Below are 13,036 nucleotides of genomic sequence, written 5' to 3'. Positions count from 1 at the left end.
GGTCATTTGCGGTTCTTGCGCGCCTCGTACGCCGCCGCACCGGCGGCCATCGTTCCGCCGACATCCGCCTGGCCACCGCCCTGCCGGGGATCCGGCTTGGGCGTTGTGGGCGCAGCCGGAGCAGCGGGCGCGGTAGCGCCGAGAAGTTGCTTCAGCTCTGCGGCGTCGGCGATCAGATCGTCGAGCGTGTCGCCCTTCAGGCGAGCAGCCAGAGACAGCGGCAACTCGGCCTTCTCGGCAGCCTCGTAGCGGAGCGCCTTCGCGGCGTCCTGCTCGAGTTTCTGAATGCGCTCGGCGGTCTTCTGCGCCTCGGTCTTCTGCGCGTCCTCGAACTCTTTGACGCGAGCTTCGAGGGCCTTCTGTGCTTTCTCGGCGGCCTTGCGGGCGTCGCGCTCTCGCTGGAGCGCGGCCTTTCCGGCGTCGCCGAGTTCACCGTCGGCCGGGCCCGTCGCGGGCTCTGCTGCCGGTGTAGGCGCCTGCGGCGCGGTGGGCTCTGTCGTGCCGGATTCCGCGGGCGCGGGCGCTCCGGTAGCAGGTGCCGTCATTACTGGGTCCTCCATCGCGGGGGAAATACCGGCCGGCCTCGCGCCGGACGGAAGTTTGTGGGGCTACAGGACGTAGCCGTTTTGGCGCAGCAGCTCGATCGCTGCTTCGCGGCTTTCGGCGATCTCGTAGATCGCTTCGGGCATCAAGCGGGGCGTGGTGCGAGCGTTTCGGCCTCGAGCTCGGATCGTTCGGCCTGCGACACCGCGGCGGGTGACGCCCTCGCGGGTAGTGAGAAGACTCCGGCCGTATACCTCTTGCCGAACCGCGCGCCCGCCGACGATCTCCAGACCCCTACGGGCGTTCACGACCTGGCTGATGTCGGCGCCGTCGCGGATCGCCCGCGCGCCGGCCGCGCCGAAGGTGCGCGCCTGCTCGATCGGGGTGAGGCTGTTGAAGTACGCCCGCGGTTCGGTCCGAACGTCCCCGGAATGGTCTTCGCGGCAGGGAATGTGCTTGCAGTTGCAGCCCGGATGTCTACGGAACCCCGCCGACCAGTGGTAATACCGCCCGGCCAGGACAACGCAGCGCGAACAGGAGGGCGGGACCAGCATCCGCGTGTACCCGACACCCAGCCGGGACGTGATCCCGACTCCTGTCGCCGCCCTACCGGCATCAGCGACCTGGGTCTGGATGTACAGCCGCGCGTCCAGCCCGGCGGCCTGCCATGCCCTGTACGGCGGCTCGCCCGCGGCGACGCGCTGGTGCGCGCCCACGATCGCCTGCTGTAGTAGGCCGTCGATCGTCCGGCCGTCGGAGGCGACACCCACCAGTCGCTCCGGATTCGGAGTCGCGAGCCTCCGCGCTGGTGTCCCTTGCTCCTCCAGGACGTCGGACACATACTGGTCGGCTCCGGAGACCGCAGCGCGCTGCGCGGCGGTCACCGCCCGCACAAGTCGGTCGGCGTTGCGCCCGAACCAGGCATCGAAGTCACCCGGCGGCAGGGTGCCCCACTGCCTGGCTACCTCTTCGATCGTCTGAACGATGATCCGACGCTGCTCGGCGTCGAAATCAATCGCCGCTTGCGGCGGGGTCTGCGTCGGCATCCGGGACCGTCACGGGATTCTGGTTGCCCTGCTGGTTGAGGTCGCGTTGGAACTGCTCCAGCGCGGGATCGCGGGCCTCGTCGTCGAAGTAGGCGCGCTCCCGGATCTTCCGGGCCTCGTTCCAGCCCATTTCGTCCCAGGAGCCCTCACGCGACAACACCGGCGTGCCGCCGTTCAGCTTCTGGATCGCGTCAGCTTCTTCCGCCTTCGTCGGCGTGGCCGGGTTGCGCCAATCCACCGCAAACGGCTCACCCGCCTCCGGCCATTCACCGGTGCGGAGCCGCTCGTACAGCGCCAGCGTCCAGCCCAACCCAACGCCCAAATGCGCGTTCTTCTCCTCGGCGTTGGAGATGATCCGGGACTCATCCGCACGGATCGCACCTTCGGCCGCCGGGTTGGCAGTGTTGGCGCCGAAGTAGCGGAACGGCAATCCGGTCACCGAGCTGGCGAGTTCGGCGTACAGCTTCACCGTGTTGTGGAAATTCGACAGGTCCGCGGCCGGAAGTTGACCGATCGAGACGTCCTTCGGGGACTTCTGCGTCGCCCACAGGGCATTGAAGTAGGACTGCCACGCCGGCAGCGGGTTGCCGTCCTTGTCGACGAAATCTCCCCTGGAAACGCCTATCGCGAACCGCTTCTGAATAGCCACCGTCTCGACGCCGTACTGCAGATCCGTCAATGCGCGCGCGCAGGCGTCGGTCAGGGGGATGACGTCGGCCATCTCCGTGGTTCCGTGCCACTTCCCCAGCCGTCTGCGGTTCAGGAACAGCACCACCGGCACTTTGCCCAGGTTGTGCGGGTCGACGCCTGTGTCGTCGCCGACGATGTCGATGTCCCAGCCGTCGCTCGACTGCACCAGCTGGATCGTCTTGTCCGGGAGGAACAGGGTCGCTACCTGCGTACCGTCCTGCTCCTGGAATTTCCGCATCGCCGCGTCCATGCGGCGGCGGCGCTGGTTCACCAGGCAAGCCATCTGCCGTGGCGATTCCATGGTGATCAGCGGATGGTCTTTGTCGTCTTCGTTCGTGCCCACTGTGGCGAACATCCGGCCGAAGATCATGTTTTCCTTGGCCAGGATGGGGATCTCAGCGTCGAGGTTGTTCGCGGTGAACGCCTCCTGCAGGTCCGGATCCGCCTTACCCTGACCCGGCCGGTAGATGCCCTTCACCTTCTGCCGGCGCGCGACCTCGTCCACATACATGCGCGGCCAGTTCGCGACCAGCTCGAAGATCCGAAACTCCTCCGGGACAGCGAGACCGATGTGCTTCAAACGTTGAGCGCCTTCGTAGTAGGCGTTGTGGAGCTTGTCCTGCCGGGACAGGTTGCCCAACTGGCCGCTCAGCTTGTTGACCATGTTCTGCTCGTCGTCGGTGAGCTTCGTGCGCAGTACGACCACGCTCACCTCCTCAGCTGAAGCAGAACATTCGGCCGTCGACTTCTTCCCACCCGGCTTCCCGGGCGTCCTCGGCGGCTTCGTGGACAAGGATCGACGCGATCGAACCGTCGATCTTCTGATGGTCAGTAGGTTTGCCGAGCACGTACTTGTCGCCCGGCTTCGGCACCTTGCGGCAGTTCGCCATGTGCGTCTCGGTGATCGGGCACCCGTCGTGGGAGATGCGTTTGGTCTTCAGATCGGTCTCGAACCGTCGGATCGCCGAGTACATCTGGCTGATCCGGTTGGTCGCCCACTCGAAAACGTGCTCCTCGCCGTACTTCAGTGCCCAATCGCCGATCTCCGAGCGCCAATCCTGCGGGTCCGCGTACAACCGGGCGACGTCCCAGGTGTTGAACACCTCATCGACCGCGGTGTGCACCTCTGCGCGGGGAATACGGCCGTTCCACTCGGCCGGATTCCAGATCGTCGGGCGACGGTCCGGTCCATAGCGGGGCGTGAACTGGAATCCGTCACGGGTTTCGCAGCGCAGCGCCGTGAAATCATTGTTTTCACTACCGTCGAAGCCGACACAGATCGCTGTGCCGCTCGGCGGGTTAGGAAGCCAGAGCTTCGGCATAGCAGCTGTCCCACAGCCCATCCGGCAGCCACGTACCCGCCCTGGAGACGAGTCGGTTGCCGAAGAACCTCTCCGCCTGCGCGGGATCGGTCTCGTTCAGCTCCAACGCCTCGGCCTCGATGGAGTCCAGGTTCACCCACGGGGAGCCGTCGTAGACGTAGCGGAGGATCTTGCGGCGGTCCCTCTTGTTGCCCCACGACAGGCCAGCGGGAGGCATCCGGAAGAACTTCCAGATGTCCGGCGCCTGCGACTCGTACGTCCGTTGAGCCGTGGAGTTCTCCGCCGGATCCCACGCGTTCGTGGTCTCCAACGTGCGGCCGTTCATGCCTGCCGCGCCGCGGCGCTGCGTCTCGGCGATCCCCACCATTTTGTTCGTCTTCGTGTACAGGCCGGTCTCGTCGTGCAGCACCCACGACACCGGGTTGCCGACGCGTCCGGTCGCGCTCGAGGTCACCGCGTCGATGCGGTCTAAGTCCTCGTCGCCGACCGAGCCCAGGATGCGGATAAAGCCCTCACGCACTGCCATCACATCCGACAGCGGACCGAGCTTGATCATCGCGGTGAGGGGTCGGTAGACGTTGCCTACCTGGTCCTCATTCGTCGCGGTCAGCTGGATCACCGGCGAGGGATGGCGCATCGCCATCGGCTCACCCGGAAAGTACTCGTACTCCCATCCGCAGCCGCAACCCCAGTCCGAGCACGCCCACCCGTCGCCCTCTTTCGCCCAGCCGAGGAATTCTGCGGGGCCCACGGCCTGAATGCAGGTCACTGAAGCGGCCCACGGACCCTTGCCCGTCTTCTGCGGAGCGACGATCTGCGCGCGGCGGTAGGTGAACGCCTGATTCAGCAGCGGCTCATCGTCAGCGACCCACTGAACGCCCGGACGGATCCGGTAATAGTTCGCCGCGCACCAGAACTGCCAATCCGACCAGACGAACTCGCCTCCGCGGCGGAAACCGTCCGGGATCCGGCAATGCTGCCGTACCCACGCCTCGCCGATGTCGCCGAGGGTCGGGAAATCGACAACGAAACCCTCAGTCGGCGCCACCAGGCACCGCCCTCAGCCGCCGCGCCGGCGGTGTCGAGCTCGGCGCCTTCGCCTTCTTCTCCTCGCGGGCCGTCGCCACCTCATCAGCGGCGATCGACCAGCCGTTCTCCCGCAAACCCGCCGGAGTCAGGCCGATCTGGTCGGCGAACCGGTGCAGTGACCCGCGGTCGGCCGCAGACGCTTCATCCGATTCGCAGATCACGCTCGTGCGCACCCAGTGCGCCACTGCCTGCCACCGCCACGGCTCCTTCGCCCACGCGGCCGCCTGCGGGGTAGCCCACGCCCACTCCCACAGCTCGGCTTCGCGCTCACGCACGGCCTCGGTGGACTCCTCGTCGAGAACCTGCCAGCGGGCGCCCTTCTCGCCGTGCTCCCAGCGCATCACCCGCCGCGGCAGCAGCGGGAACTCCGGCACTTCGCCGGCGTAGCCCTCAGCCGGTAACACAACGAACGCCAACCCACGACGATCCGAGCGACCGGACTTCGGATCCACCGGCGGCCCGGAACGATTCCGTGCACCACCACGCATCACGATCACCTCCTGGCAGCATCGCGCCGCCTTGGACGGAAACCCGCCCCGGCATCGCGCCGGACCGGGACAATGACCACTCGCAACCGAATGGGGAGAGCACATGACACGAAGCCAGCTGATGGCCTGCCGGATCGGGACCATCATCGGAGCCTTGGCCCTGGTGGTCGGGATCGTCGTCGCCATCGTCGACTTCAGCACCGTCGAGCAGATCTGCACACCACACACCGCGTACTTCGGCCGGCCGGACGGCGTTCGCTGCCGCGACGGCGACCCCTCGCCGAGGGGCTTCTACCTGGCCATACTCGGCGTGGTGATCGTGGTGTGCACGTTCATCATGTGGGCCGCGATGACACCCCGTAAGCGGGTCGGCAACCGCGACGAGGAGTGAGATCGTTTGCCGCGCAACCGGTCTGGTAGCTGGTTACCATTCCGCTACCGCACGGTTACTGGACGTGCTGTCCAGATTAGTGAGTGTTGATGACGAACGCTCACTCTCCGGCCCATCTGGACCGCCGGTCCGGATATCTGGACCCTCCGCGGGGGGTAGCGCCCTCCCCGAAGGTGGCGCGGCCCGCCCGGCGAGGGGTCACCCCCCTGGGGGCGGGCCGAGTGTGAGCGTTGATGAACAACACTCACAAACTCAGTTACCGATCAGCATCCCTGTCTGATGTTTGCTGGATGCTCGCCACATCGTGAGTGCGGTAGCTCGTCGCGTGTCAAGCCCTGACCAAACAGTGAGCGTTGGTCGTCATCACTCACAGCCGTAGCCTTGAGTACATGCAACCCAACATTGTCAAAAGAGGCGTGCCCTCATGTCGACTGCGAATGGTCGGTAACTCTCACGTGGACACACGGCGATTTCACGTACATCGTGTGCACTCCAGATGAGGCGAAGGCACTGTTGCACTGCCACCTGAAAGTGCACCCATTGGCTGCCGAGTCGGTCTAGCTCGCACCCTTGGCCGAGTTGCATGCTCGGCACAGCACCTGCAATGGGCCGTCCGGGCGTCCACCGTCTGCTACAGCGCGCGTGTGGTCCGCGGTGAGGTCATCGGATGGGTGAGCCGGTCTACGCCAGCCTGGGCACCAATTACCGTGGGCTGCTCGATGGTCGGCTACGACTTCGGCTCGACGCTGTCGCTCGGCGTGGTCTCGTGTGGCCTTGGTGGGCGTGGTCTTGCGGTAGTGGCGGTCACGCTCTGCCCTATGCTCAGGGCATCGGCTCTCGGGTTGAGCGTTGGGACATCCGGGGGCGGAGCAGATCCGAAGCCTGGCTCTTGCCACGACTATTCGCCCCGAATCGGCTCTTGGCCCCACTCGTGCCCACACCGACAGGTGCGGATCACCTCGTACGCCTGCTCTTGCGATGGCGACATGTGTTCCAGGCCGAAGCCGTTAATCCACTGCATCATCACGATCTTGTCGAACGCGACCTGCAACGGATCATGCGGATCATATGACCGTGGCTGGCGAAGGCTGTGACAGTCGACCAGCTTGCAGGAGGGGCACATGCTCCACGCCGTAAACTGCTCCGCTGTCATCATCGCGACTGGTTCCGAACGATCTTCCCGCTGTCACGCAGGCGGAAGAACAGAGCGTCGCCCTGCCGCTCGAGGCCATCCCACATCCACGTCGGGACGATCATTGGGGCTGGCTCGACGACGTTCGCATGGAAGGCGGCGGTCCAGTCGGCCAGCGTTCGCATCGGATCGCTCACAGATCGAGGCGGCTGTCGAGGATGGCCATCATCTCAGCGCTGCACTGGAAGTCGCCGCGGTCGTGGAACTTGCCGGCCAGCTCGGTGAGTTCGTTGATGATGCGCAGGCGGTCATCGAGGTAGGTGTGGAGGTCCACCGGCTTCGGCTCCTCGGTGAGGCCGAGATCGGCGGGGGTGATCTGGCGCATCAGCTCGCCGAGCCGCTGCTCACCACACCCCACAGGAGGCGGGGCAGCATGAAGTCGTTGTAGCTGATGATGGTCCAGAGCAGGGGCAGCAGGGCGGCCATGGTCATTTCTCCTGTCAGGCCGGGCATGCGGCCGTAGATTTTGTTGCGCCGGATCGAGCCGGTGATGGAAGAAGTCCGGTCAGAGGGTGGTGTGCACGAGCGGGCCTCGGCCATCCACACCGCATCCCGAGTTGTAGGTGGCGGCCAGACGCACGGCCAGCTCCAGACCGGCCCGCGGGTCCAGGCCGAGCTGTCGAGAGGTATGCAGGCTGCCCAGACCGATCTCGGAACCGCATCCGATCACGGCGACATCATCGGCGGGTCGGATCACGCCGTGGGTGTGTAAGATCCACAGGTGCTGCCGCCACGCCAGGAGCGCCGTCCCGTCGAACGCTGCTGCGTTGTCGGAGTCCGCAGTGTTCAGTAGGGGTGGGTTAGCGTCTGCGAGGACGCCTGTGGCGGCTTCAGCGACGGCATTGGCCCACTCGTCAGCACCGACCACGCTCTCCGGGTTGGGAGTGTCCCCGATCTTCAGGTGCCGCAGGAGCGTCGGCAAGATCGCCGAGTTACCCGAGGCGGCGATCAGAACCTTCTCGCCGCGTGGGGTGGTGAGGGTGCCGATCTTGCCCTCCGCCTTGTAGATGGCGGTGCCGTTGTAGTCGGCTCGGGTGTCACAAGCCATGAGTACGCCATCGTTTATGGCGATAGCCGCGATGATCGTCAACCCTTTGTCTCCTGAGTGCGGTTGGACTTCGCCTGGTGCGCGGCGAAGCTACTTTCAGCATTGGCGTACAGGCTGAGCAGGATTACCCAGATGATGGAGTCCTTCCACCACAACACCGACGGGACGGCCAGGACGATCCACAGCCAACCCAGGGCCAGGTGGCGGTAGTCCAGCCACTTACGAGCGGTAGAGGTCGACACCGAACTTGCGGATCAGGAAGCGGGTGAAGCGCAGGACGAGGGCGTCCCAGGCGTCGAGGATCAACGACCGAACCCGCCGCGGAGGCTCCCGCGCCGTGCCTCGCGCTGGACGGCTGCCGCGGCCTCTGCGGGGCTCATGGCGTGATTGTTGACGACGTAGGTCATCGAGAGGTCCCGAGCCTTCGCGGCCCGGTCCGCCGCCGCCTCCGCGCGATCGGCGTATCCAGACGCCTCTTTCGCGATAGCCGCAGACTCGCGTACCAGGTGGCGGATGTACCACAAAGAGGCTGTCGCCACCGCGAGGGCGCTCAGGCTGAGCACGATAGAGAAGTCCATCAGTTGCTCTCCTTCAGGAGTGCCACCTGCGGTTTCTCCGCACTCCCCTGGGAGTTAGCGGGGATCACCTCGGCGTCCTCCGCGTAGAAGGTCAGGGTGACCCTGCGGAGATCATGCTGGCCGGTGCGGGTGTGCAGCGTCGGGCCCTCTTCGCTGATGTGCCACGGGAACTCGACACCATCGATGAACAGCTTCTTCTTCGCCAGGTCGAGCGTGACGAGCTTGGGCAGTTCCGGCATCAGTTGGCCTCTTCTCGTGGCTTCGGAGCGGTATGCCCACAACACCCGAACATCTCCCCAGTCATTCGGTCGTAGAACACGAGGGCTTAGCTGTTGGGCACCTTCACCGCCTCCATGTGCGCGATAGGCGGTGCGGGAGGGACGAGGTGGTCGGCCCAGCGGCGGAGATAGCGGGCCAGCCAGTACTTCACCGACGCCCCTCGGCGTTCATCCAACGAAGCTCCTCCACGCACCGGCCCGCCATATCCGGGTCAGGGTTGGTGAACACCTCGCGGGTGAGCTTGTCGCGCTTCATGTTGTCCACGAAACGCATCTGGGAGATCAGGACGTCCTCGAAGTGGTCGTAGAGCCCTGTGTAGTCCTCTGCGGGCTCGTCGGGGTCCGCGAATGCCTCGGGGTAGCCCAGAGGGCGGCGGAACCACCACGGCGTCAGGGGCGGGTCCAGGGCGTCGGCCCAGCGGGACAGCCGTATCGCCCTGAGTGCGCGGCCTGCGCGGCGCTTGGTCCGGCGTCTCAGCGAGGACAGGCGGTCCCAGAAGCCGGGCTTGAGGTCGTCCTCGTCGTCCCAGTCGCTCACAGCGGCCACACCGCGATCGGTGCCGTGTACGCAAGCTCCAACGTCTTCGCGGGAGCGGGATGGCAGAACAGGCGAACCAGGGCGGACAACACGGTCAGATCGAGCATCAGGACCCACCTTTCGTGTCAGGAACCCAACCACGGTTGTTCGGCGTCGGCCATCAGCGCTGCCGGGCGAAGTGCTCGTAGGCCCGCCGGATGTCCTCGGCCAGTGGAGCGAGGATCGCGTCGATAACGGCGTACAGGTCCACAGGAGGCTCCTTGTCGGTTACCGATGAAAAAGGAATCCGCAGGTCACCCGGCGAACTGTTCGGAAATGCCGAATACTTCGCAGAGAAGGGGCCGCAGCGCGCGGCAGCTCTCAGGCTGTGGGTTCTGGGTGCTGCCGCCCCGCGGGTCGATCGGGCGTGCGCGCTGCGGGGAATGGGGGGCTACGTCAGTTCGATGGCGTCGCCGACAACCGCGCCGTCCGGCTCGCGCTGCGGCCAGAAGCACTGCGGTGATCCGTTGGCGTCCATGAACATGATCCAGCTGGTGCCGTCGTCGCGGATGCCCTCGATCCAACCTGCATGCGGGTCGAATTCCTCGCGGGAGACTTCGTTGCCGTCGTCGTCGTGGTGGATGCGGGTCGCGGTGCACTGGCCGGGCTTGTAGCGGCCGATGGTGATGTTCTGCATGGGAACTCCAAACGGATCGAATTTCGGGAGTTCCGGAACATCCATCCGGGAAATGCGCATGCTGCGCGTGCCATCAAGGTATCACGAGACCTCGCCAAGTCACGCGGAGCGCTTCTGGCGTGTCCGTGCGAGGTAATCCAGCACGTCCGAGAACCGGTACAGCGGCCGTCCTTCCTCGCCGAGTCGTTCGATGTGGCCGCGGTATCCCCACAGCCGTACGGTACGTGCTGACACCGACAGGATCTCGCCGATCGCCTCCGCGGTAAGCGCCTCGTCCAGGTCGACCAGGTCGGTTTCGAACGGTCGTACCCAGCCCTGCCCCAGTTCGACGGCCTTGTCGTCCAACTGGCGGCACAGCTCGGGGGCTACGGACATTAGGGCGTGACGGTAGGAGTGCGCGATCCGGCGGGCACGCTCGAGCGCGGTGTCGGCAGGGAAAGGCCATAGGTCGTTCTTCATACCTTCGCGACCTTCCGTTCGAAGTCGAGCACGTTGCTCAGCAACGCGAAATGGCTCTTGTCCCATACGATCCGGCAACCCTTGCAGGTGACCCGCTCTTGATCCTTCGAGGCGGCGAGGGCCTTGCGGGCGCAGTGCGGGCATGGGTCCGGGAGGAATGTTGTGGTCTCGACGATGCCGAGCACCTGTTGGGCGCGGTAGTGGAGTCTGGATAGTCGCAGAACCCCGTCCACTCCGTCGAAGACGGTGGTCGTCATTCCGTCGCCGCCGTCCGGATGCGGTGACCAGATCGTGAACTGCCGAGGCGGCATATCGACGATCGTGCCGAGGTTCGCGCAGATCTTCGTGAGGCAGTCAGCAACCTGGTAGGGGTCGTCGCCTGGAAGGCGCCGGGCCCAGCGTGCCGCTTCTTCGCTGATCTCGGTCATCAGCGTGTCCACAGCGAGGGAGATTGGCACGGGGAGTTCCGAACTGCCAGATACCTTCGGGCCAGACACCGTCGAGTTCTGCTCGCCGCGCGCGGCCGCCAACTCCCCGTAGTCGTCGTCCAGACATCTGATGGCTTCGAACGCGGATTCTTCGCACGGCCGACAGAGCGCGTCCGGTCGCTCTACTCCGTTGCCGCGGAATTGCCCTTCGCTGTCCCGCACGCGCGCTTTGCATCGCCGGCCTTGGCGGCATTCGTGCTCCAGCTCCGACATGCAAGACCTCCACAGCAAGGGGTTGCGTACCGGTTGCCATTCTATCGATCTTCGCTGTCGAACTCGAGTCGCCGAACCGCCCGGTCAGGGGTGATGTAGCTCGCCCCTGAACGCAACTAAGCCACCTCGGGAAAGGTGGGCTTAGGGGGTGCGCCAGCTGGGGTCGCGATGCATCTGGACAATGCGTCTCCCACGATAGCCGTGGCCGCCGACAAACTCGAGCCCCCGGAAATGACCAAGGCCACCCCGGTTTCGAGGTGGCCTTGCCAGTGCGGCAGCGATGCGGACTGGTTGTCTCCACGGAGAAGAGTAGCGGATCAGGGGGACGAACTCGAGTCGCCGAGAGAGACGTCCCACGCCGCCTCTGCGGTCCCCCACGACTCGGCCAGGCCGGGCGGTGGGGTCGGGACCATACCGAAGTCGGCAGGGCCCACAGGACGGCCCCAGACGTAGGTTTCGCCGTTGTGGGTGAAGGTGTCGCCTTCGCGTGGTGGGGTCATGGGGTTGATCCTCCGTCCTCGGCGGCGATGCGCGACAGGGCCTCGATGATCGACTTGGACCCCAGGGGGGCGGGGTGTTCCCATTCCTGCTCCATCGCGCCGCCGACGACCCGGAACGAGATCCGGCGACCAGTGGGGTAGTCCACCGTCACGGCCAGGCCCTCGCGCAGTTCGCTCAGCGGCGGCTGGCTCTCCCATTCCCCGACCTGCCGCCACTCATCATCCGGGTCCCATGCGCGCCACAGCTCGGCCCGTGTGATCTTCTCCAGTGCGCTCACGGGTTCTCCGTCTCGTCGGTGGGCTCGGGGTAGATGGAGGCCAGGGCACGCAGGAACAGTTCGCCAGCGACCCGATACCCCATCCATGATGCGCGGTACTCCGCGTCCTCCAATGCGGGATCATCGGAGGACGGCAGCCTGCGCTCGTAGTCGGCGATCACCTTCCGTATCGCCTCCACCCGGTCCAGTGTGGCCTTCGGGTCTTGGCGGGCGATGTGGCGCGCCTGCTCCACATGCGGATAGCCCTCGTTGTAGCAAACGATCCCATGCAGGCCGGTACCCGTGTCGTAGATGGAGCGTTGCGGGAAACCGCACGTCACTCCAGCGCTGCCGACGTCTTCCCCGTCGACAAACCACTCTCCAGCGTCACCGTCGGTGTCAGCCCGGGCCGAGTCGCACGCCGCTCGCGCTATCCGCTCGTCCTCGGCGAGTCCAGCCCGGAGACGGGACAGGGGGTCGGCGGTCACGATCGAACCTCCTCGTCATCAACCAGGAGGGATGCAGACATGCCGGCACCGATGGCAGCGGTAGCGATTTCCTTCATCGCGGAGATCAGCGGCGGCATACCAGCCTCCACAAGCTCGCCGCCGATGGCGATCTCCAGGCGGACCGTCTTGGGCTCGGGCGGGACACCGCACCGGTTCGTGCACACGCCCGTGTAGAAGAGATTCGACGAGTGCAGGCCACACACCGGGCATGTCGCCTTGTACGTCATGCCTGAGATCCTTCCTCGTCGTCCCGCGCGGACTCAATCACTCGCTTCAACGCCTCGGCCGTCCGGGCGGCAGCCTCCCTGATGTCCGACATCCCGTCCAGGGACACGGCGGGGAGGATCTGCACGTGCGGGTGGTTCATCCGCATCTCCGTGATCGGGTCGATGGAGGTGTGCTCCCCCGGGCGCAGTGGCGCGACCTCTCGGCGGGTGCCGTATTCCGGTTCCTGTGCGCCGAGCCAGAACAGCACCTTTTCCTCCGAGTTCAACCCTTTCGGCACCTCCAGGGCGGCGAGGTCGGGGAACTGCTCACACAGGGACGGCGCGCATTCACGGGACAGACGGGGAAGCTGGTGGGTCATGGGCTTCTCGCCGGTCATCCAGCCGAGCAGGTCGTAGATGCCGTCGACGTGGCGGGGCGAGACGAGCTTCCCTGAGGTCACACTCAGGATGTCCCCGATATGGAAGCTCCGGGTCTCGGTAGCATTGGTCATGGTCGAATCCTCT

At 65.6% G+C, this 13,036-nt stretch carries 25 protein-coding genes; 1 reads left to right on the top strand and 24 read right to left on the bottom strand.

What is annotated here, in order from left to right:
- Positions 1–2: 2 nt before the first annotated feature.
- From GVY64_RS09885 to GVY64_RS09860, 6 genes are all read right to left on the bottom strand, one after another.
- On the bottom strand, positions 3–545 hold the full coding sequence (locus GVY64_RS09885; RefSeq protein WP_159840206.1) for a hypothetical protein: 543 nt from the start codon (positions 543–545) through the stop codon (positions 3–5).
- Between the two features lie 63 nt (positions 546–608).
- Positions 609–1,589, bottom strand: coding sequence for a VG15 protein (locus GVY64_RS09880; RefSeq protein WP_159840205.1), 981 nt, complete (start codon positions 1,587–1,589; stop codon positions 609–611).
- The gene (locus GVY64_RS09875; protein WP_236566722.1) at positions 1,555–2,943 is read right to left on the bottom strand and encodes a phage portal protein; all 1,389 of its coding nucleotides are present in this window, start codon (positions 2,941–2,943) and stop codon (positions 1,555–1,557) included. The genes GVY64_RS09880 and GVY64_RS09875 overlap by 35 nt, the downstream gene beginning before the upstream one ends.
- A 52-nt stretch (positions 2,944–2,995) precedes the next feature.
- The gene (locus GVY64_RS09870; RefSeq protein WP_159840203.1) at positions 2,996–3,601 is read right to left on the bottom strand and encodes a terminase; all 606 of its coding nucleotides are present in this window, start codon (positions 3,599–3,601) and stop codon (positions 2,996–2,998) included.
- Positions 3,579–4,649 (bottom strand): terminase, encoded by a 1,071-nt coding sequence (locus GVY64_RS09865; protein WP_159840202.1) that lies wholly within the window; start codon positions 4,647–4,649, stop codon positions 3,579–3,581. Before GVY64_RS09865 ends, GVY64_RS09870 begins: the two co-directional genes overlap by 23 nt.
- Positions 4,636–5,106: a hypothetical protein gene (locus GVY64_RS09860; RefSeq protein ID WP_236566721.1), complete on the bottom strand. Its 471-nt coding sequence runs from the start codon at positions 5,104–5,106 to the stop codon at positions 4,636–4,638. Before GVY64_RS09860 ends, GVY64_RS09865 begins: the two co-directional genes overlap by 14 nt.
- Before the next feature lie 175 nt (positions 5,107–5,281).
- Between GVY64_RS09860 and GVY64_RS09855 the strand changes: the two genes are divergently transcribed.
- A complete protein-coding gene (locus tag GVY64_RS09855; RefSeq protein WP_159840200.1) occupies positions 5,282–5,569 on the top strand; it encodes a hypothetical protein in 288 nt (95 codons plus the stop codon).
- Positions 5,570–6,126: 557 nt separating this feature from the next.
- Here GVY64_RS09855 and GVY64_RS37730 read toward each other — a convergent pair.
- The 18 genes from GVY64_RS37730 to GVY64_RS09775 all read right to left on the bottom strand — a co-directional run bounded on the left by GVY64_RS37730 (position 6,127) and on the right by GVY64_RS09775 (position 13,023).
- On the bottom strand, positions 6,127–6,465 hold the full coding sequence (locus GVY64_RS37730) for an HNH endonuclease (RefSeq protein ID WP_236566720.1): 339 nt from the start codon (positions 6,463–6,465) through the stop codon (positions 6,127–6,129).
- Between the two features lie 256 nt (positions 6,466–6,721).
- Positions 6,722–6,898, bottom strand: a complete 177-nt coding sequence (locus GVY64_RS09850) for a hypothetical protein (protein WP_159840199.1) — start codon at positions 6,896–6,898, stop codon at positions 6,722–6,724.
- The gene (locus GVY64_RS09845) at positions 6,895–7,086 is read right to left on the bottom strand and encodes a hypothetical protein (protein ID WP_159840198.1); all 192 of its coding nucleotides are present in this window, start codon (positions 7,084–7,086) and stop codon (positions 6,895–6,897) included. Before GVY64_RS09845 ends, GVY64_RS09850 begins: the two co-directional genes overlap by 4 nt.
- On the bottom strand, positions 7,086–7,301 hold the full coding sequence (locus GVY64_RS09840) for a hypothetical protein (protein WP_159840197.1): 216 nt from the start codon (positions 7,299–7,301) through the stop codon (positions 7,086–7,088). The genes GVY64_RS09845 and GVY64_RS09840 overlap by 1 nt, the downstream gene beginning before the upstream one ends.
- A complete protein-coding gene (locus GVY64_RS09835; protein WP_159840196.1) occupies positions 7,267–7,851 on the bottom strand; it encodes a hypothetical protein in 585 nt (194 codons plus the stop codon). The genes GVY64_RS09840 and GVY64_RS09835 overlap by 35 nt, the downstream gene beginning before the upstream one ends.
- Positions 7,848–8,051 (bottom strand): hypothetical protein, encoded by a 204-nt coding sequence (locus GVY64_RS09830; RefSeq protein WP_159840195.1) that lies wholly within the window; start codon positions 8,049–8,051, stop codon positions 7,848–7,850. The genes GVY64_RS09835 and GVY64_RS09830 overlap by 4 nt, the downstream gene beginning before the upstream one ends.
- Before the next feature lie 60 nt (positions 8,052–8,111).
- The gene (locus tag GVY64_RS09825; protein WP_159840194.1) at positions 8,112–8,387 is read right to left on the bottom strand and encodes a hypothetical protein; all 276 of its coding nucleotides are present in this window, start codon (positions 8,385–8,387) and stop codon (positions 8,112–8,114) included.
- Positions 8,387–8,626, bottom strand: a complete 240-nt coding sequence (locus GVY64_RS09820) for a hypothetical protein (protein WP_159840193.1) — start codon at positions 8,624–8,626, stop codon at positions 8,387–8,389. Before GVY64_RS09820 ends, GVY64_RS09825 begins: the two co-directional genes overlap by 1 nt.
- A gap of 86 nt (positions 8,627–8,712) precedes the next feature.
- Positions 8,713–8,841, bottom strand: coding sequence for a hypothetical protein (locus GVY64_RS38695; RefSeq protein WP_268895612.1), 129 nt, complete (start codon positions 8,839–8,841; stop codon positions 8,713–8,715).
- Positions 8,814–9,203, bottom strand: a complete 390-nt coding sequence (locus tag GVY64_RS09815; RefSeq protein WP_159840192.1) for a hypothetical protein — start codon at positions 9,201–9,203, stop codon at positions 8,814–8,816. Before GVY64_RS09815 ends, GVY64_RS38695 begins: the two co-directional genes overlap by 28 nt.
- Before the next feature lie 430 nt (positions 9,204–9,633).
- Positions 9,634–9,879, bottom strand: coding sequence for a hypothetical protein (locus GVY64_RS09810; RefSeq protein ID WP_159840191.1), 246 nt, complete (start codon positions 9,877–9,879; stop codon positions 9,634–9,636).
- Between the two features lie 99 nt (positions 9,880–9,978).
- Positions 9,979–10,338, bottom strand: coding sequence for a hypothetical protein (locus tag GVY64_RS09805; RefSeq protein WP_159840190.1), 360 nt, complete (start codon positions 10,336–10,338; stop codon positions 9,979–9,981).
- Positions 10,335–11,039 carry a hypothetical protein gene (locus GVY64_RS09800; protein WP_159840189.1) on the bottom strand — a complete coding sequence of 235 codons (705 nt, stop codon included), beginning with the start codon at positions 11,037–11,039 and terminating at the stop codon, positions 10,335–10,337. The genes GVY64_RS09805 and GVY64_RS09800 overlap by 4 nt, the downstream gene beginning before the upstream one ends.
- 317 nt (positions 11,040–11,356) lie before the next feature.
- Positions 11,357–11,539, bottom strand: coding sequence for a hypothetical protein (locus GVY64_RS09795; protein WP_159840188.1), 183 nt, complete (start codon positions 11,537–11,539; stop codon positions 11,357–11,359).
- Positions 11,536–11,817 (bottom strand): hypothetical protein, encoded by a 282-nt coding sequence (locus GVY64_RS09790; protein WP_159840187.1) that lies wholly within the window; start codon positions 11,815–11,817, stop codon positions 11,536–11,538. The genes GVY64_RS09795 and GVY64_RS09790 overlap by 4 nt, the downstream gene beginning before the upstream one ends.
- On the bottom strand, positions 11,814–12,284 hold the full coding sequence (locus tag GVY64_RS09785) for a DUF6221 family protein (RefSeq protein WP_159840186.1): 471 nt from the start codon (positions 12,282–12,284) through the stop codon (positions 11,814–11,816). The genes GVY64_RS09790 and GVY64_RS09785 overlap by 4 nt, the downstream gene beginning before the upstream one ends.
- Positions 12,281–12,532, bottom strand: a complete 252-nt coding sequence (locus GVY64_RS09780; protein WP_159840185.1) for a hypothetical protein — start codon at positions 12,530–12,532, stop codon at positions 12,281–12,283. Before GVY64_RS09780 ends, GVY64_RS09785 begins: the two co-directional genes overlap by 4 nt.
- Positions 12,529–13,023 (bottom strand): DUF7736 domain-containing protein, encoded by a 495-nt coding sequence (locus GVY64_RS09775; protein WP_159840184.1) that lies wholly within the window; start codon positions 13,021–13,023, stop codon positions 12,529–12,531. The genes GVY64_RS09780 and GVY64_RS09775 overlap by 4 nt, the downstream gene beginning before the upstream one ends.
- Between the last annotated feature and the right edge of the window lie 13 nt (positions 13,024–13,036).

Source organism: Nocardia sp. CY41 (assembly GCF_009829325.1).
In the GTDB taxonomy this organism is placed as follows: Bacteria; Actinomycetota; Actinomycetes; order Mycobacteriales; family Mycobacteriaceae; genus Nocardia.
The sequence above is the reverse complement of the archived record's forward strand: the minus strand, read 5'-3'. Positions and strand labels throughout refer to the sequence as shown.